The organism is Streptomyces sp. NPDC059696, from assembly GCF_042733745.1.
In the GTDB taxonomy this organism is placed as follows: domain Bacteria; phylum Actinomycetota; class Actinomycetes; order Streptomycetales; family Streptomycetaceae; genus Streptomyces.
Genome location: NZ_JBHWFG010000002.1, coordinates 1 through 15,571, shown reverse-complemented (window position 1 = coordinate 15,571; position 15,571 = coordinate 1). Strand labels below are relative to the sequence as shown.

At 73.0% G+C, this 15,571-nt stretch carries 9 protein-coding genes; 5 read left to right on the top strand and 4 right to left on the bottom strand.

The features are described from left to right. Positions 1 to 104 precede the first annotated feature (104 nt). Complete coding sequence (gene pcrA / locus ACFV20_RS01900) at positions 105 to 2,582, top strand: DNA helicase PcrA (RefSeq protein WP_385651307.1); 2,478 nt, start codon at positions 105 to 107, stop codon at positions 2,580 to 2,582. A gap of 150 nt (positions 2,583 to 2,732) precedes the next feature. On the opposite strand, the gene ACFV20_RS01895 is transcribed toward pcrA, so the two are convergent. Beyond that, positions 2,733 to 4,304 (bottom strand): M23 family metallopeptidase, encoded by a 1,572-nt coding sequence (locus ACFV20_RS01895; protein WP_385651304.1) that lies wholly within the window; start codon positions 4,302 to 4,304, stop codon positions 2,733 to 2,735. Between the two features lie 219 nt (positions 4,305 to 4,523). Beyond that, complete coding sequence (locus tag ACFV20_RS01890) at positions 4,524 to 5,387, bottom strand: lipase family alpha/beta hydrolase (protein ID WP_385651301.1); 864 nt, start codon at positions 5,385 to 5,387, stop codon at positions 4,524 to 4,526. Positions 5,388 to 5,953: 566 nt separating this feature from the next. Here ACFV20_RS01890 and ACFV20_RS01885 point away from each other — a divergent pair. Next, positions 5,954 to 6,370 carry a cobalamin B12-binding domain-containing protein gene (locus ACFV20_RS01885; protein ID WP_362051231.1) on the top strand — a complete coding sequence of 139 codons (417 nt, stop codon included), beginning with the start codon at positions 5,954 to 5,956 and terminating at the stop codon, positions 6,368 to 6,370. Positions 6,371 to 6,435: 65 nt separating this feature from the next. Here the strand turns inward: ACFV20_RS01885 and ACFV20_RS01880 are convergent, their stop codons facing one another. Together ACFV20_RS01880 and ACFV20_RS01875 are read right to left on the bottom strand one after the other, a co-directional pair. Further along, positions 6,436 to 8,382 (bottom strand): DUF5691 domain-containing protein, encoded by a 1,947-nt coding sequence (locus ACFV20_RS01880; RefSeq protein WP_385651297.1) that lies wholly within the window; start codon positions 8,380 to 8,382, stop codon positions 6,436 to 6,438. A 134-nt stretch (positions 8,383 to 8,516) separates the two neighbouring features. Next, positions 8,517 to 9,872 (bottom strand): SWIM zinc finger family protein, encoded by a 1,356-nt coding sequence (locus ACFV20_RS01875; RefSeq protein WP_385651295.1) that lies wholly within the window; start codon positions 9,870 to 9,872, stop codon positions 8,517 to 8,519. A gap of 145 nt (positions 9,873 to 10,017) precedes the next feature. Between ACFV20_RS01875 and ACFV20_RS01870 the strand changes: the two genes are divergently transcribed. The 3 genes from ACFV20_RS01870 (at position 10,018) to ACFV20_RS01860 (ending at position 15,429) form a co-directional block, all read left to right on the top strand. After that, the gene (locus ACFV20_RS01870) at positions 10,018 to 11,148 is read left to right on the top strand and encodes an AAA family ATPase (RefSeq protein WP_385651293.1); all 1,131 of its coding nucleotides are present in this window, start codon (positions 10,018 to 10,020) and stop codon (positions 11,146 to 11,148) included. 398 nt (positions 11,149 to 11,546) lie between these two features. Next, a complete protein-coding gene (locus ACFV20_RS01865) occupies positions 11,547 to 14,123 on the top strand; it encodes a DUF5682 family protein (RefSeq protein WP_385651954.1) in 2,577 nt (858 codons plus the stop codon). A gap of 139 nt (positions 14,124 to 14,262) precedes the next feature. Continuing rightward, positions 14,263 to 15,429: a VWA domain-containing protein gene (locus tag ACFV20_RS01860; protein WP_385651290.1), complete on the top strand. Its 1,167-nt coding sequence runs from the start codon at positions 14,263 to 14,265 to the stop codon at positions 15,427 to 15,429. Positions 15,430 to 15,571: the final 142 nt, after the last annotated feature.

Here is a 15,571-nt window from a genome sequence, read left to right as displayed (position 1 = left end):
GGGCGACAACGCGCCGCCGGGCGGTCGGCGGAAGGACCGGGCGCCCGCGGATGTTCTCAGGGCGGCGGCGGTCTGTCAGTGGGGCGCCCTAGACTCGGAGAGCGATGAGCAGCCTCTTTGACGACAACTTCCTGGCGAACCTCCAGGCCCAGCGGGGCCCGGCCGACGAACCCCCGCCGCCGCCCGAGGACGATCACGTTCCGGAGCCGATCCCCGACGATCTGTTCGGCGGGAAGTTCGACACGCCCCCGGACCGGGACGCCTACTACCGCGACGGCGCCCCCCGCCCGGTGATCGACTCCGCCGCGCTGCTGGAAGGGCTGAACGACAACCAGCGCGCCGCCGTCGTCCACTCCGGCTCCCCGCTGCTCATCGTGGCCGGCGCCGGCTCCGGCAAGACCCGCGTGCTCACCCACCGCATCGCCCACCTGCTCGCCGAGCGGGACGTGCACCCGGGCCAGATCCTCGCGATCACCTTCACCAACAAGGCCGCCGGGGAGATGAAGGAGCGTGTCGAGCAGCTCGTCGGCCCGCGCGCCAACGCCATGTGGGTCATGACCTTCCACAGTGCGTGCGTGCGCATCCTGCGCCGGGAGAGCAAGAAGCTCGGCTTCACCTCCTCCTTCTCGATCTACGACGCCGCCGACTCCAAGCGTCTGATGGCCCTGGTCTGCCGCGACCTGGACCTCGACCCCAAGCGCTTCCCGCCGAAGTCCTTCAGCGCCAAGATCAGCAACCTGAAGAACGAGCTGATCGACGAGGAGGACTTCGCCGCCCAGGCCACCGACGGCTTCGAGAAGACCCTCGCCCAGGCCTACGCCATGTACCAGTCGCGGCTGCGCGAGGCGAACGCCCTCGACTTCGACGACCTGATCATGACGACGGTCAACCTGCTGCGCGCCTTCCCGGACGTCGCCGAGCACTACCGCCGCCGCTTCCGGCACGTCCTGGTCGACGAGTACCAGGACACCAACCACGCGCAGTACGCCCTGGTCCGCGAGCTGGTCGGCACCTCGGAGCACCCGGTCGACGTGCCGCCCGAGGCCGAGATCCCGCCCGCCGAGCTGTGCGTGGTCGGTGACGCCGACCAGTCGATCTACGCCTTCCGCGGCGCGACGATCCGCAACATCCTCCAGTTCGAGGAGGACTACCCGGACGCGACGACCATCCTGCTGGAGCAGAACTACCGCTCCACGCAGACGATCCTCAGCGCCGCCAACGCCGTCATCGAGCGCAACGAGTCCCGCCGCCCCAAGAACCTGTGGACCAACGCGGGCGCGGGCGCCACGATCACCGGGTACGTCGCCGACACCGAGCACGACGAGGCGCAGTTCGTCGCCGACGAGATAGACCGCCTCACGGACGCCGGCGAGGCCAAGGCCGGCGACGTCGCCGTCTTCTACCGCACCAACGCCCAGTCCCGTGTCTTCGAAGAGGTCTTCATCCGCGTCGGCCTGCCCTACAAGGTCGTCGGCGGAGTCCGCTTCTACGAGCGCAAGGAGGTCCGGGACGTCCTGGCCTACCTGCGCGTGCTGTCCAACCCCGAGGACTCGGTGCCGCTGCGCCGGATCCTCAACGTCCCCAAGCGGGGCATCGGCGACCGCGCCGAGGCGATGATCGACGCCCTGTCTCAGCGCGAGAAGATCAGCTTCCCGCAGGCGCTCAAGCGTGTCGACGAGGCGTACGGCATGGCCGCGCGCTCCACCAACGCCGTCAAGCGGTTCAACACGCTGATGGAGGACCTGCGCACCGTCGTCGAGTCCGGCGCCGGACCGGCCACGGTGCTGGAAGCCGTCCTGGAGCGCACCGGCTACCTCGCCGAACTCCAGGCCTCCACCGACCCGCAGGACGAGACCCGGATCGAGAACCTCCAGGAACTCGCCGCCGTCGCCATGGAGTTCGAGCAGGAGCGCGGCGAGGACGAGCAGGCCTCCCTGTCCGACTTCCTCGAACAGGTCGCCCTGGTCGCCGACTCCGACCAGATCCCCGACGAGGAGGACGGCGACGGCGTCATCACGCTGATGACCCTGCACACCGCCAAGGGCCTGGAGTTCCCGGTCGTCTTCCTGACCGGCATGGAGGACGGCGTCTTCCCGCACATGCGCGCCCTCGGCCAGACCAAGGAGCTGGAGGAAGAGCGGCGCCTGGCCTACGTCGGCATCACGCGCGCGCGGGAGCGGCTGTATCTGACGCGGTCCACCCTGCGCAGCGCCTGGGGCCAGCCCTCCTACAACCCGCCCTCGCGGTTCCTGGAGGAGATCCCCCCGGCCCACGTGGAGTGGAAGCGGACGGGAGCGACCGCGCCCGCGTCCTCCGGACCGGTCTCGGCGGTGGCGGCCTCGCTGTCGTCGTCCCGCTCGCGCTCGTCGGCGTCGGGCGCCTCCGGTTTCGCCACGCGCCGCACCTCCGAGAAGCCGGCGGTGTCACTGGCGGTCGGGGACCGGGTCACCCACGACCAGTTCGGACTCGGCACCGTCGTCGCGGTCAAGGGCACGGGCGGCAACGCCGAGGCGACGATCGACTTCGGCGACACCAAGCCGAAGCGGCTGCTGCTGCGGTACGCACCGGTGGAGAAGCTGTAGCACCGTGAGGTGAACCAGCCGGCCCCTGCGCGCTCGACGCGGGCGGGGGCTGTGTCTGTGGCTGCCGGGACGCCGCTCGGTGCGGGTGGGGGCGGAGGCGGCCGGGACGCTCGGTGCGGGTGGGGGCTGAGGCTGCGGCTGCCGGGACGTTTACGTCGGGTCGATGCCGTGGCTGCGCAGCCACGGGAGCGGGTCGATCGCCGAGCCGCCGCCCGGCCGTACCTCGAAGTGCAGGTGCGGACCGGTGGAGTTGCCGGAGTTGCCGGAGCGCGCGATCGGATCGCCGGCCTTCACGGTCGTACCGGAGGCGACCGTGTACGTGGAGAGGTGGCAGTACCACGTCTCCGTGCCGTCCTTCGCGGTGAGGACCAGCATGTTGCCGTACGCGCTGTTCCACTGCGTGCGCACGGTGCCGTCGGTCGCGGCCATCACGGTCGTGCCGTACGAGACGGGGAAGTCGATGCCGGTGTGCAGGGACATCCAGTTGATGCCGGACTGCCCGTAGGTGGCGCTGAGTCCGTGCCGGGCGACCGGCAGGGCGAACTTGGGGCGCAGCCGCTCCTTGCGGGCCGCCTCCTCCGCCGCCCGCTTCCGCTCGGCGGCCTGCTGCGCCTTGAGGTCGATGCGTTCCTGCGTACGGCTGGCCCGGTCGGCGAAGTCGTCGGCACCGGCGGAGAGGCTCTGCAGCTGGGTGTCCAGCTTGTTGTTGGCGGCGGCCGGCTTCACGGGCTGCGCGTCCGCCGCGGTCGTCCGGGCCTCCGCGGCACTGTCGTCACCGAAGCCGCCGACGGAGGCGGCCGCGATCCCGGCGACCCCCATCACACACGCCGAGGGCACCGCGATGGTCATCAGCGCCGAGCGCTTGGGAGGGGTACGGCGGCGGGAGCGGGAACCGGCGCGTGCGGCCGCCCGCGAGGACGGTGCGGGGGCGACGTCCTCCTGGTCGTCCAGGAGTGGGGTGACGACGGGCAGTTCACCGGTGGCGGCCGGTTCGCCACCGTCCGCCTCGTCGCCGCGGTAAGCGGCCTCGGCGGACTCGGCGGACTCGTCGTACGTGACCTGGTCGAAGGAGCCGGTCTCGTGCTGGTCGAAAGCCGGCGTCTCGTGCTGGTCGAAGGTTTCGGCAGGGTGCTCGTACGCGTCGGGCGCCGGTGCGGCGGTGCCGTCGGAGTTCCACTGCGTCGCGTCGTAGGCGCCCGTGTCGAAGATCTGCGTGCCCCACTCCCACTGCTGGGTGTGGTCGGCCGGGTTGCCGGACTGGTCGGGCTGGAGCCAGGCGCCGGCTTCCCACTGCCCGGTGGCGTCGGGGGACGGGCTCTGGGACGGGATGGCCGACATCGGCTGCTGCTCGGCCGTCCAGGAGGTGGTGTCGTACACACCGGTGTCGTAGGCGGCGTGGTGCTGGGCCGCGTACGCGTCGTAGTGCACGTTCTCGTGCGTTGCGGTGGGCCAGTGGCCGGTGTCGTACGTGCCCGGGTCGTGGCCGCCGCCCGTCATGTCCCCGAAGAGGGGGTCGGTCGCGAAGCTCGCGGTGGTGTGCCCGGTGGCGTCGAAACCGGCGCCGTGGGTACCCGTGGCGTCACATCCGGTGGCGGCGTAGTCGCCGTACGTGGTGAAGTCGCCGTACTGGGCTTCCTGGGTGTTGTACGACGCGTAGTGCGCGGAGGCGGCGTCGGAAGCCGGAGCCGGGGTCATGGTCCCCGACGGGTGACGGTCGTTCACCAACTTCTCTTTCGCCTCGACAACAGGGGCTGCCAGAGCAGTGCGGCGACTGTACCCGGCGGTACGCGGGCACGACAATCTTCGGCAGGTTTCACGCGCGCAGGAAACGGGCATTCGGCCCTGTTTTGGCGGACGGCGGGCACGGGTTTGGCCCTGTGTTCGAAGTTTGTTCGAGGTTGATCGTTGCTGTGGCGTCGAGTGTCCGCTGTATGACGAGTCTCAGGCGACGGTCAGACCGTCGGTGTGTTCGGTGGACGGTTCACCCGGGAGGGCCGTGTCGAGAACCTGCCGCACGCCGTTGGCGACGGCGGGGTGCACGGGCAGGGCGAGGTGGCCGATGCCGGTCACGCGCACGTTCTCCGCCATCAGGTCCGGATGGTCGATGCAGGCCGTCTCCAGCGGATCCATCACATGGTCGAGGTCGCTCCAGAAGCTGACGAAGTGCGTACGGCAGTCAGGGGCGGGCGCCGCGAGCTCCTCGAGCACCGGTGAGCCGGGGCGCATCTGGCGCACGATGGGGTGCGCGTCCGCGAAGGGCACCACTCGGGTTCCCGAGTGCGGCGTGCCGAGCGTGACAAGGGTCCGCACGTACCGGTCGCCGCCGAGGCACTGCACGTAGTAACGCGCTATCAGGCCGCCCAGACTGTGTCCGACGATGTCGATCTGCTCGGCCCCCGTGCGCTCGCAGAGTTCCTCGACGCGCCGTCCGAGCAGTTCGGCCGCGGCGCGTATGTCACGGGTCAGCGGCGAGTAGTTGAGGGACTCGATCCGCTGCCTGCCGTGCTGCGCGAGGCTGCGGCGCAGCAGGACGAAGACCGAGCGGTTGTCGATGAAGCCGTGCAGCAGGAGGACCGGCGGTTTGGCCTCTGTGGGCAGTTGGGCGGCACCGTCCGCGGGCAGCGCCGGGGCGGGGATGCGCCGCTCCTGGGTGATGCCCGACGGATAGAGGAGGAGATGCCCGGCCAGGATCGCGATCTCCAGGGCGGTGGCCTTCAGGAGGGCCATGGAGAGTCCCGCGAGCCGGCCCGGCAGCAGGCGCCCGCAGAGCGGAAGAAAGGGCAGAGCAGCCCCGGTGACCTTCATGGCCGACCTCCTGTCGGCACGCGACAGGACGACTCCGCCCCCCGTGTGCCCTCGTGGAAAGCAGCTGCGAAGACGGGCGGCGTGGACCGCGAGAGCGGCGTGAGCCGCGTGGGCCGCATGAGTCGCGTGAGCTGCCGGGGTAGAGCGCGGCGTGTGGCGTGTGTGACGCCGGTGGTGCGACGGGGGTCCCCGATCTGTGGGGTGACGAGGCTCCCCGCCGGTGCGCCGTGTCTGCCCTGCGTGTGGTGCGTGCTCGGTGCGCTGTGCGTGCGGTACGTGCCCTGTGTGCCCTGTTCGCCTTCGCCGAGGTGCCCTGCCGCCGCGGTGTGTGGGTGGTGCGGCGGTGCGGCGGCCTCGATGCGGCTCGCCTTGCGCTTGTCCCATCGTGTGATTTCCCCCTCGGTATCCACCGCGAAACTGCCGGTTACGGGATCCTGGAGATAACGTTCGTTCACTTGCCCGGCCGGTTCGGGGCGGGGTGTCCGTGCGGTGTGGCATGTACGGCTTGCCTGATGTGTGCGGTACTTGTCGGTACGGATGGATGTAGTCGCTTCATGGAGGCAGTGATGGGTGTGGCAGCCGGTCCGATCCGCGTGGTGGTGGCCAAGCCGGGGCTCGACGGCCACGATCGCGGGGCCAAGGTGATCGCGCGGGCCCTGCGCGACGCCGGTATGGAGGTCATCTACACCGGCCTCCACCAGACTCCCGAGCAGATCGTCGGCACGGCGATCCAGGAGGACGCCGACGCGATCGGCCTGTCCATCCTCTCCGGAGCGCACAACACGCTCTTCGCGGCGGTCATCGACCTGCTCCGCGAGCGGGACGCGGAGGACATCCTCGTCTTCGGCGGCGGGATCATCCCGGAGGCGGACATCCCCCTGCTCAAGGAGAAGGGCGTCGCGGAGATCTTCACGCCCGGCGCGACGACGGCGTCCATCGTCGACTGGGTGCGCACGAACGCACGCCAGCCCGCGCAGGCGTAGCCCTGCGGCGCTCCCGACCCGGGAGCGCCGCCCGACCTGGGAGCGCCGCCCGTCGCGGGCGGGATTCAGGCCGCTTCCAGCTCCTCGGTCATCGCCGCGCGCAGCCGCAGGGTCGTGACCAGGCGCTGGAAGGCCTCCGCCCAGTAGCCGCCGGCTCCCGGGGACGCGTTCTCCGGCTCGTCCGGTACGGCCAGCAGGGCGTCGAGCCGGGAGGCCTCGGACGGGTCCAGGCAGCGCTCGGCCAGACCCATCACTCCGCTGAAACTCCATGGATAACTCCCCGCGTCCCGAGCGATGTTGAGCGCGTCCACCACTGCCCGGCCGAGCGGCCCCGCCCAGGGCACCGCGCACACTCCGAGCAGCTGGAAGGCCTCCGACAGGCCGTGTGTGCCGATGAAGCCGGCCACCCACTCGGCCCGTTCGGCGGGCCCCAGCGTGTCGAGCAGCTTGGCGCGCTCGGCCAGGGACACGGCCCCCGGACCGCCCGCCTCCGGCGCCGACGGGTCGCCGAGCAGCGCGCGTGACCACTCGGCGTTCCGCTGCCGCACCGCCGCCCGGCTCCACGCCGCGTGCAGTTCGCCCTGCCAGTCGTCCGCCACCGGCAGCGCCACGATCTCCATGGGTGTGCGACCACCGAGCCGCCGCGACCAGGTCCCGAGCGGAGCCGACTCCACCAACTGTCCCAGCCACCAGGACCGTTCACCGCGTCCTGCGGGAGCCTTCGCCACGACGCCGTCGCGCTCCATGCCCGGATCGCACTCGTGCGGCGCCTCGACGGCGATCGTGGGGGTGGCCTCGTCGGCTGCCGGAGCACCCTCGGTCGGCGTGGCAGTGGTGGCCTCTGGGGCCTCCGCGGCAGCAGCTGTGGCCCCTATGGCCCCTGTGGCCCCTGTGGAGCCCGTGGTTTCTGTGGCTCCCGCCGCCGTGGTTCCTGCGGCTCCCGCATGCGCGGTTCCGATGGCCGCCGTGGTTCCGATGGCCGTGGTGGTGCCAGTGGCGGTGGTGGTGCCAGGGGCCCTGTTGGTTCCAGCGGCCGTGGTGGTGCCAGTGGCCGATGTGGTGCTCGCCGTCTCGCCGAGGCCCTTATTCTCCGTGCCGGGCTTGCGAGGTGGGGCCGTTCGCAGGTGGTCGATGGCCACACAGGCCGCCGCCCGGGCCGCCATCCGTGCGGCGAGCGCCGAACCGGGCAGGGCCGACAGCAGTTCCGCCGCCGTCGCCCGGACGTTGCGGCTGCGGTCGGCCAGGGCCTGCTCCAGGAAGGGCTCGTCGTCCGGGCCCAGGCCGGCACGCAGCGAGTCGAGGAACATCAGCCGGTCCTCGGCCCGTTCCGTCGGCCAGGTCGCCGCGAGCAGGTCGCGCGCGGCGGCCGGTTCCCAGGAGCGCAGCGCGGACAGCAGGGCGACACGTTCGGCGAACAGGCCCTCCTGCCACAGCCGCTGGACCCTGTCGCGCTCCTCGGGCCGCGGCAGGGCGGCGCTTCCGCCCGGGGCCGCACGCAGCGCGAACCGCCAGTCCGGGTTGAGCCGCGCCAGCCACAGGGCCCGGGGCCCCGCGAACTCCAGGGCGGCCGGGCGCAGGTCGGTACGCCCCCGGGCCGCGTCCAGCAATGCCGGAAGCAGATGCGGAGGCGGCGCGAAACCGCGGGCGTTGGCCGCCGCGAGCCATTGCGGCAGCAGTTCCGTCAGGTCGGGTGCGGTGCCCCGCCGGCCGCCGCCGGAGGGGCCGGGTCGGTCGGCCAGCAGCATCGCGAGTCTGCGCGCCGCCGCCGACGGCAACGGCGGACGCGTGTCCTGCGGAGCCGGCTGCGGCCGCTCGGCGGCCCGCGCGGGGCGCAGACCGGCCCGTCGTCGCACGGTTTCCACGGCCGCAGCGTCCAGCAGGGCCGCGGGTGCGTCCGGGCCCGGCGCGGCGCCCGGCGGGGTGCGCCGGTCCGTGCCGAGCAGCGCGGTGGTGACGAGCCCCTCCCACGCGTCCGCGCCGGGCGCGCCCACAGGAGTGGAGGTCCTGGTCATGAGCTTCCTTTCCGCGGGGTACCCGGTGGTTGAAGGCTCGTCCTTACCGGTTGTCCCGTGATGCCTGAAAGATGCGTCAGTTGGTGGGATGGGTGGGGTCGGCGGAGGGCGTGGGCTGAGGCGCCGTCACCGGATCAGCACAGCGCGACCGCGTCGCCCGGGCCCTCCGGCCAGGCCGTCAGCGGGGTGAAGCCCTGGTGGCCGCATTCGCCGAAGACCCTGACCGGGGCCCCGCCCGACAGGGCGACGAGCCGCCAGAGGCCCGGCCGGGAACGCGCCGCGGGACTGAGCGGCAACGCCGTGTCCTCGTCGGCGTCCGCGAGCTGCCAGGAGGCGCCGTCCGGTACCGGAACGACCCGGTCCAGCGTCACCGGGACGGACTCCAGCCACGGGTCCGCGCGCAGGGCGTCGCCGTAACGGGCCGCGGCCCGGGACGTGGTCGTGCCCGGGGGACGTGTCCGCGCGGGTGCGGGCGGGGCGAACTGTTCGCCCAGGGACACCCGCGATTGCCCGGCGCCCGGATACGCGGACACCTCGGCGTCCAGGGCCAGTCCCACCGGCAGCGCCAGCTCCGGGGCACGACCCCCGGCGCCGTAGGAGAGGAGCAGCACGGTGCGCTGCGAGTCGCTGCCGTGCAGCCAGATCCGGCGGGTCGTCAGGCGCGGGTCCGTCGTGTCGTACTGGGCGAGGACCAGCCAGCGGTCGCGCAACGGCGGGCCGTCGGCGGAGGCCGGCAGGCCCATGCGGGAGCGGACCGTGGCGGCCAGGCCCTCCGGGAGCCGCTCGCGGCGCAGCCAGCCCTGCCCGAGGAGGTGCAGCAGCGCGCACTCCTCCAGCAGCCGCACCGGCCAGCCCGGGCCCGTGCCCGGTATCGCCCCCAGCTCCCGCACCCGGCCCGCCAGGCCCTGGGCCTGGGCGTCGACCATGCGGGCCGCCGTCTCCTCCCACAGCCCGTACCCCGACTGCTCGGCGGTCGCCAGGCCGCCGCGCAGCAGATCGGCCAGGCGCTGTTCCAGCTCCACCGCGCCCGCCGTGACCCGTTCGGCGCGTCGCTCCGCCCGGCGCCGCGCGGCCTCCGGATCAGCGGACCCCGGTGACGCGCCGGAACGGTCGCCGGCCTCCTTCGCCGCGGAGCGCCTGCGCCGCCCCGCCACCCATTCCCCGGCCCATTCCGGGGCCTGCCCCGGCGGCACCGCCGCGTCGTCGGCGGCCCAGAGCAGCAACAGCCCGAGCGCGTGCTTGCACGGGAACTTGCGGCTCGGGCACGTGCACCTGCAGGCCGGGCCCGCGGCGTCCGCGAGGTCGACGACCGTCTGATACGGCTTGCTCCCGCTGCCCTTGCACAGCCCCCACACCGTCCCCTCGTCGGAACACCCCGCCTCGGACCACGGCCCGGCCGCGCCGAGTTTGCTTCCCGCTTTGCGTGATGCGGCGTCAGGTGCCAGTGCCAGCACCTGGTCCGCCGTCCAGCGCACCCCCTGCTGAGTCATGTCACCGAAGGTAGATCCCGCCACTGACAATCGGGTCCGTGAGCGACTTCGGCAGAGCGTTTTCACAGGTCAGAACGCATTGTCAGTGGTGTGGTGCAACGTTGGTGCCAGATCCGAACCGGCCGAGCTGGAGGGGGACTTTGCCATGACCGTGTCCGTGGAGCCGACGTCCGTCGAAGCGGGGAAGGCGGCATCGACCCAGGCGTTGCGACCGCACGCCGAGGACGCCTTCGCCCATGAACTGGCCGCACTGGCCGTGCAGGACGACCGCCCGCGCCCGGCCCGCTGGAAGCTGTCGCCGTGGGCCGTCGCGACGTACTTGCTCGGCGGCACGCTGCCGGACGGCACGGTGATCAGTCCCAAGTACGTGGGGCCGCGCCGCATCGTCGAGGTCGCCGTCACCACGCTGGCCACCGACCGGGCCCTGCTGCTGCTCGGTGTACCGGGCACGGCGAAGACCTGGGTGTCCGAGCATCTGGCCGCGGCCGTCAGCGGCGACTCCACGCTGCTGGTGCAGGGCACCGCCGGCACCCCGGAGGAAGCCATCCGCTACGGCTGGAACTACGCGCAGCTGCTCGCCCACGGCCCGAGCCGCGACGCCCTCGTGCCCAGCCCGGTCATGCGGGCCATGGCGGAGGGCATGACGGCCCGGGTCGAGGAGCTGACGCGCATCCCCGCCGACGTGCAGGACACGCTCATCACGATCCTGTCGGAGAAGACGCTGCCCATACCGGAGCTGGGCCAGGAGGTGCAGGCGGTCCGCGGCTTCAACCTCATCGCCACGGCCAACGACCGCGACCGGGGGGTCAACGACCTGTCCAGCGCCCTGCGCCGCCGGTTCAACACGGTGGTGCTGCCGCTGCCGGAGAGCGCCGAGGCGGAGGTCGACATCGTCTCGCGGCGCGTCGACCAGATCGGCCGCTCCCTCGACCTGCCGGCCGCGCCCGACGGGCTCGCCGAGATCCGCCGGGTCGTCACGGTCTTCCGTGAGCTGCGCGCCGGTGTCACGGCCGACGGCAGGACGAAGGTGAAGTCGCCCAGCGGGACGCTGTCCACGGCCGAGGCGATCTCCGTCGTCACCAACGGACTCGCCCTGGCGGCCCACTTCGGCGACGGCGTGCTGCGCCCGGGCGACGTGGCCGCGGGGATCCTCGGCGCGGTGGTCCGCGACCCGGCCGCGGACCGGGTCATCTGGCAGGAGTACCTGGAGACGGTGGTCCGCGAGCGCGACGGCTGGAAGGACTTCTACCGGGCCTGCCGCGAGGTGAGCGGGTGAGCGACGCCGGGCGGGGGCCCGTCGCTGGTCCGGCGGTGCTCGGCCGACGGGCGGGGGGCCGACGGCTGGTCCGGGGGTGGCCGGTCGGTCCGGGGGTGGTCGGCCGGTCCGAGGGTCGGCGGTCCTTCCGGCGGTGGTCGGCCGGTCCGGGGGTGGCCGGTCGGTCCGAGGGTCGGCGGTCCTTCCGGCGGTGGTCGGCCGGTCCGGGGGTGGCCGGTCGGTCCGAGGGTGGGCGGTCCCTCCGGCGGTGGTCGGCTGGTCCGGGGGTGGCTTGTCCGTCCGATGATCGTCGGTCGGCCCGGGGCGGGGGAGACGGGGCGGGGCGTGCAGGACGGGAGGGGGACGAGGTGGCCGGTGTGGCAAGGGACGCGGACGAGCGGGACGGCAGGGGGCGTGAGATGACCGTCGTGGAGAGGGCCGTGGGCCGACGTGCCGGGCCCGGGCCGGTGCTGCTCGGGGTGCGGCATCACGGGCCGGGTTCCGCGCGGGCGGTGCGGGCGGCGCTGGAGGAGGTACGGCCGGCGGTCGTGCTGATCGAAGGCCCGCCCGAGGCCGACGCGTTGGTGCCGCTCGCAGCCGACGAGGAGATGCGGCCGCCGGTCGCCCTGCTCGCCCACGCCGTGGACGAGCCCGGCCGCTCGGCGTTCTGGCCGCTGGCCGCGTTCTCCCCGGAGTGGGTCGCCCTGCGCTGGGCCCTGGAGCACGGCGTCCCGGCCCGCTTCGTCGACCTGCCGGCCACGCACACACTGGCCTGGGAACGGCAGGAGGACGAGGCGGCGCCGGACGGCGGACGACCCCTCGACGCCGAGGAGACACCGACAGAAGACACCGGAGCCGAACCCGCCGACTCGGCGGAACCCGCCGGCCCAGTCGAACCCGCTGGCCCAGCCGAACCCGCCGGTTCAGCCGAACCCGCCGGTTCAGCCGAATCTGGTGGGTCGCTCGAACCTGCCGGGTCACTCGAACCCGACGGCGCCGCTGAACCCGCCGGGTCAACCGCCCCTGCTGACGCAGCCGACCCCGCGGACCTGCGGATCGATCCCCTCCGCGTACTCGCCGAAGCCGCCGGCTACGACGACCCGGAGCGGTGGTGGGAGGACGTCGTGGAGCACCGGGGCGCGGGGGAGGGCGACGCGCTCGCACCGTTCACCGCGCTCGAGGAGGCCATGGGCGCCCTGCGGGAGACCTACGGCAGCGGGGGCCACGACCGCGACCTGGTGCGAGAGGCGTACATGCGGCTCCAGGTGCGGGCCGCGCAGCGGGAGTTCGAGGACGGCGTCGCCGTCGTCTGCGGAGCCTGGCACGTGCCCGCGCTGCGGCAGAAGACCACCGTCGCCGCCGACAAGGCGCTGCTGAAGGGGCTGCCCAGGGTCAAGACGGACATGACCTGGGTGCCGTGGACGCACCGCCGGCTGTCCCGGGCGAGCGGGTACGGGGCGGGCATCGACTCCCCGGGCTGGTACGGGCACTTGTTCAGCGCCCCGGACCGGCCGGTGGAGCGGTGGCTCACCAAGGTGGCGGGGCTGCTGAGAGAAGAGGACCGGATCGTCTCCTCCGCGCACGTCATCGAGGCGGTGCGGCTCGCCGAGACGCTCGCCGCGATGCGCGGCCGTCCGCTGCCGGGCCTGAGCGAGACGACCGACGCGGTGCGGGCGGTGATGTGCGAGGGCTCGGACGTGCCGCTGGCGCTGGTGCGGGACCGGCTGGTCGTGGGGGACGTACTGGGCGAGGTGCCCTCGTCGGCACCGGCGGTGCCCTTGCAGCGGGACCTGACCGGGTTGCAACGGCGGCTGCGGCTGAAGCCGGAGGCGTCGGAGCGGGAGCTGGAGCTCGACCTGCGCAAGGACAACGACGCCGCCCGCAGCAGACTGCTGCACCGGCTGCGGCTGCTCGGCATCGCGTGGGGCGAACCGGCCGCCTCGCGCGGCAGCACCGGCACGTTCCGGGAGACGTGGCGGCTGCGCTGGGAACCCGAACTGTCCGTGCGGGTCGCCGAGGCCGGGGTATGGGGGACGACCGTCCTGTCCGCCGCGACCGCGAAGGCCGAGGCGGACGCCGTCAACGCGGCGGCCCTCGCCGACGTCACCGCGCTCGCCGAGCGCTGCCTGCTGGCCGAACTGCCGGACGCGCTGCCGACGGTGATGCGGGTCCTCGCCGACCGGGCGGCCCTCGACACCGACGTCGGCCACCTCGCCCAGGCGCTCCCGGCCCTGGTCCGCTCCCTGCGCTACGGCGACGTGCGCGGCACGGACACCGGAGCCCTGGCGGAGGTCGCCGCGGGACTGGCCGAGCGGGTCTTCGTCGGCCTTCCCCCGGCCTGCGCCGCGCTCGACGCGGACGCCGCCGAGGAGATGCGGCGCCACGTGGACGCGGTGCACGGAGCCGTCGGTCTCCTCGGCGACGCCCCCGCCACCGGACACGTCCGGCTGAGAAGCCGCTGGCAGTCGGTGCTCAGGGTGCTGTCCGGACGGGACACCGTGCCCGGGGTGATCCGGGGGCGCGCCGTGCGGCTCCTGCTCGACGACGGGGAACTGGCCCAGGACGAGGCGGCCGTGCTGATGGGACTCGTCCTGTCACCGGGCACACCTCCGGCGGACGCCGCCGCCTGGATCGAGGGCTTCGTCGGAGGGGGCTCCGGCGGCGGGATGCTCCTGGTGCACGACGAGCGGCTGCTCGGCCTGGTCGACGCGTGGCTGACCGGAGTGCCGGCCGAGGCCTTCACGGACGTACTGCCCCTGCTGCGGCGGACGTTCTCGGCGTACGAGCCGGGGGTGCGCCGGACCCTCGGTGAACTGGTCCGGCGCGGACCGGGAGCCGACGGTCACGCCACCGTCGCCGGCCTGGGCGCGGCCGGCTTCGCGGCCGACCTCGACACGGCACGCGCGGACGCCGTGCTGCCGGTCGTGCGGCTGCTGCTGGGGCTGGACGAAGAGGACGAGAACACGGACCACCATCTGACGGGGGTGACGGGATGACGACCGAGGCACTGTGCGAGCGGACGACGGCTCAGGAAGCGGCAGACGCCTGGACGGGCGGGCTCCGCGCGGAAGGACGGTCCACGACGACCGTGCCGGTGATCCCGCTGTGGGAACGGCCGCACCCGGGAGGGCGGGGATGACGCCCGGATCGACGGACCCGGCCCAGGAGCGGCTGCGGCGGTGGCGGCTCGTGCTCGGGGGCGACGCGGCGGACGGCACCGGCTGCGCGCTGTCGGGCCGGGACGCCGCGATGGACGGAGCGCTCACCGCGCTCTACGGCAGAAAGGACGGCAAAGCACAGGGAAGCCGGGAGCGTTCGGCGGGGCTCGGGGCGTCGGCGCCGTCCGTGGCGCGCTGGCTCGGGGACATCCGGACGTACTTCCCCTCCTCCGTCGTGCAGGTCATGCAGCGCGACGCCATCGACCGGCTCGGTCTGGCCACGCTGCTGCTGGAGCCGGAGATGCTGGAGGCGGTGGAGGCCGACGTGCACCTCGTCGGCACGCTGCTGTCACTGAACAAGGCGATGCCGGAGACGACGAAGGAGACGGCCCGGGCCGTGGTGCGCAGGGTCGTCGAGGACCTGGAGAAGCGGCTCGCCACCCGCACGCGGGCCACTCTCACCGGCGCGCTCGACCGCAGCGCCCGGGTCAACCGGCCCCGCCACCACGACATCGACTGGAACCGCACCATCGCGGCCAACCTCAAGCACTACCTGCCCGAGCACCGGACGATCGTGCCGGAGCGGCTCATCGGCTACGGGCGGGCGAGCCGCTCCACGAAGAAGGAGGTCATCCTCTGTATCGACCAGTCGGGATCCATGGCTGCATCGGTGGTGTACGCATCGGTGTTCGGGGCGGTCCTCGCCTCGATGCGGACGATCTCCACGCGACTCGTCGTCTTCGACACGGCGGTCGTCGACCTCACGGACCAACTGGACGACCCGGTCGACGTGCTGTTCGGCACGCAGCTCGGCGGTGGCACGGACATCAACCGGGCGCTCGCGTACTGCCAGGCGCAGATCACCCGGCCCGCGGAGACGGTCGTCGTGCTGATCAGCGACCTCTATGAGGGCGGCATCCGCAACGAGATGCTCAAGCGGGTCGCCGCGATGAAGGCGTCGGGGGTGCAGTTCGTGACGCTGCTGGCGCTCTCGGACGAGGGGGCACCCGCGTACGACCGGGAACACGCCGCCGCGCTCGCGGCGCTGGGGGCACCGGCGTTCGCGTGTACGCCCGATCTGTTCCCGGAGGTGATGGCTGCGGCGATCGAGAAGCGGCCGCTGCCGATACCGGACGCGGCCTGAGGAGGACGGTCGCGGGGGGGGGGGGGGGGGGGAGCGGCTAAAACGGGAACAGCACCCACGAGACCGACACCCCCTTGGAGCGGAGGCCCCGGTCAAGGGCCAGGAACGCATGGCGAAATGTCAACCCAAAGACGAACCCAGT

Bases quoted from the DNA above. Each gene is read 5' to 3' on its own strand.
- ACFV20_RS01865 (WP_385651954.1), top strand. From the start codon at position 11,547: ATGACCGTCGTGGAGAGGGCCGTGGGCCGACGTGCCGGGCCCGGGCCG.
- ACFV20_RS01860 (WP_385651290.1), top strand. From the start codon at position 14,263: ATGACGCCCGGATCGACGGACCCGGCCCAGGAGCGGCTGCGGCGGTGG.
- ACFV20_RS01880 (WP_385651297.1), bottom strand. From the start codon at position 8,382: ATGACCAGGACCTCCACTCCTGTGGGCGCGCCCGGCGCGGACGCGTGG.
- ACFV20_RS01870 (WP_385651293.1), top strand. From the start codon at position 10,018: ATGACCGTGTCCGTGGAGCCGACGTCCGTCGAAGCGGGGAAGGCGGCA.
- pcrA (WP_385651307.1), top strand. From the start codon at position 105: ATGAGCAGCCTCTTTGACGACAACTTCCTGGCGAACCTCCAGGCCCAG.
- ACFV20_RS01890 (WP_385651301.1), bottom strand. From the start codon at position 5,387: ATGAAGGTCACCGGGGCTGCTCTGCCCTTTCTTCCGCTCTGCGGGCGC.
- ACFV20_RS01885 (WP_362051231.1), top strand. From the start codon at position 5,954: ATGGGTGTGGCAGCCGGTCCGATCCGCGTGGTGGTGGCCAAGCCGGGG.
- ACFV20_RS01875 (WP_385651295.1), bottom strand. From the start codon at position 9,872: ATGACTCAGCAGGGGGTGCGCTGGACGGCGGACCAGGTGCTGGCACTG.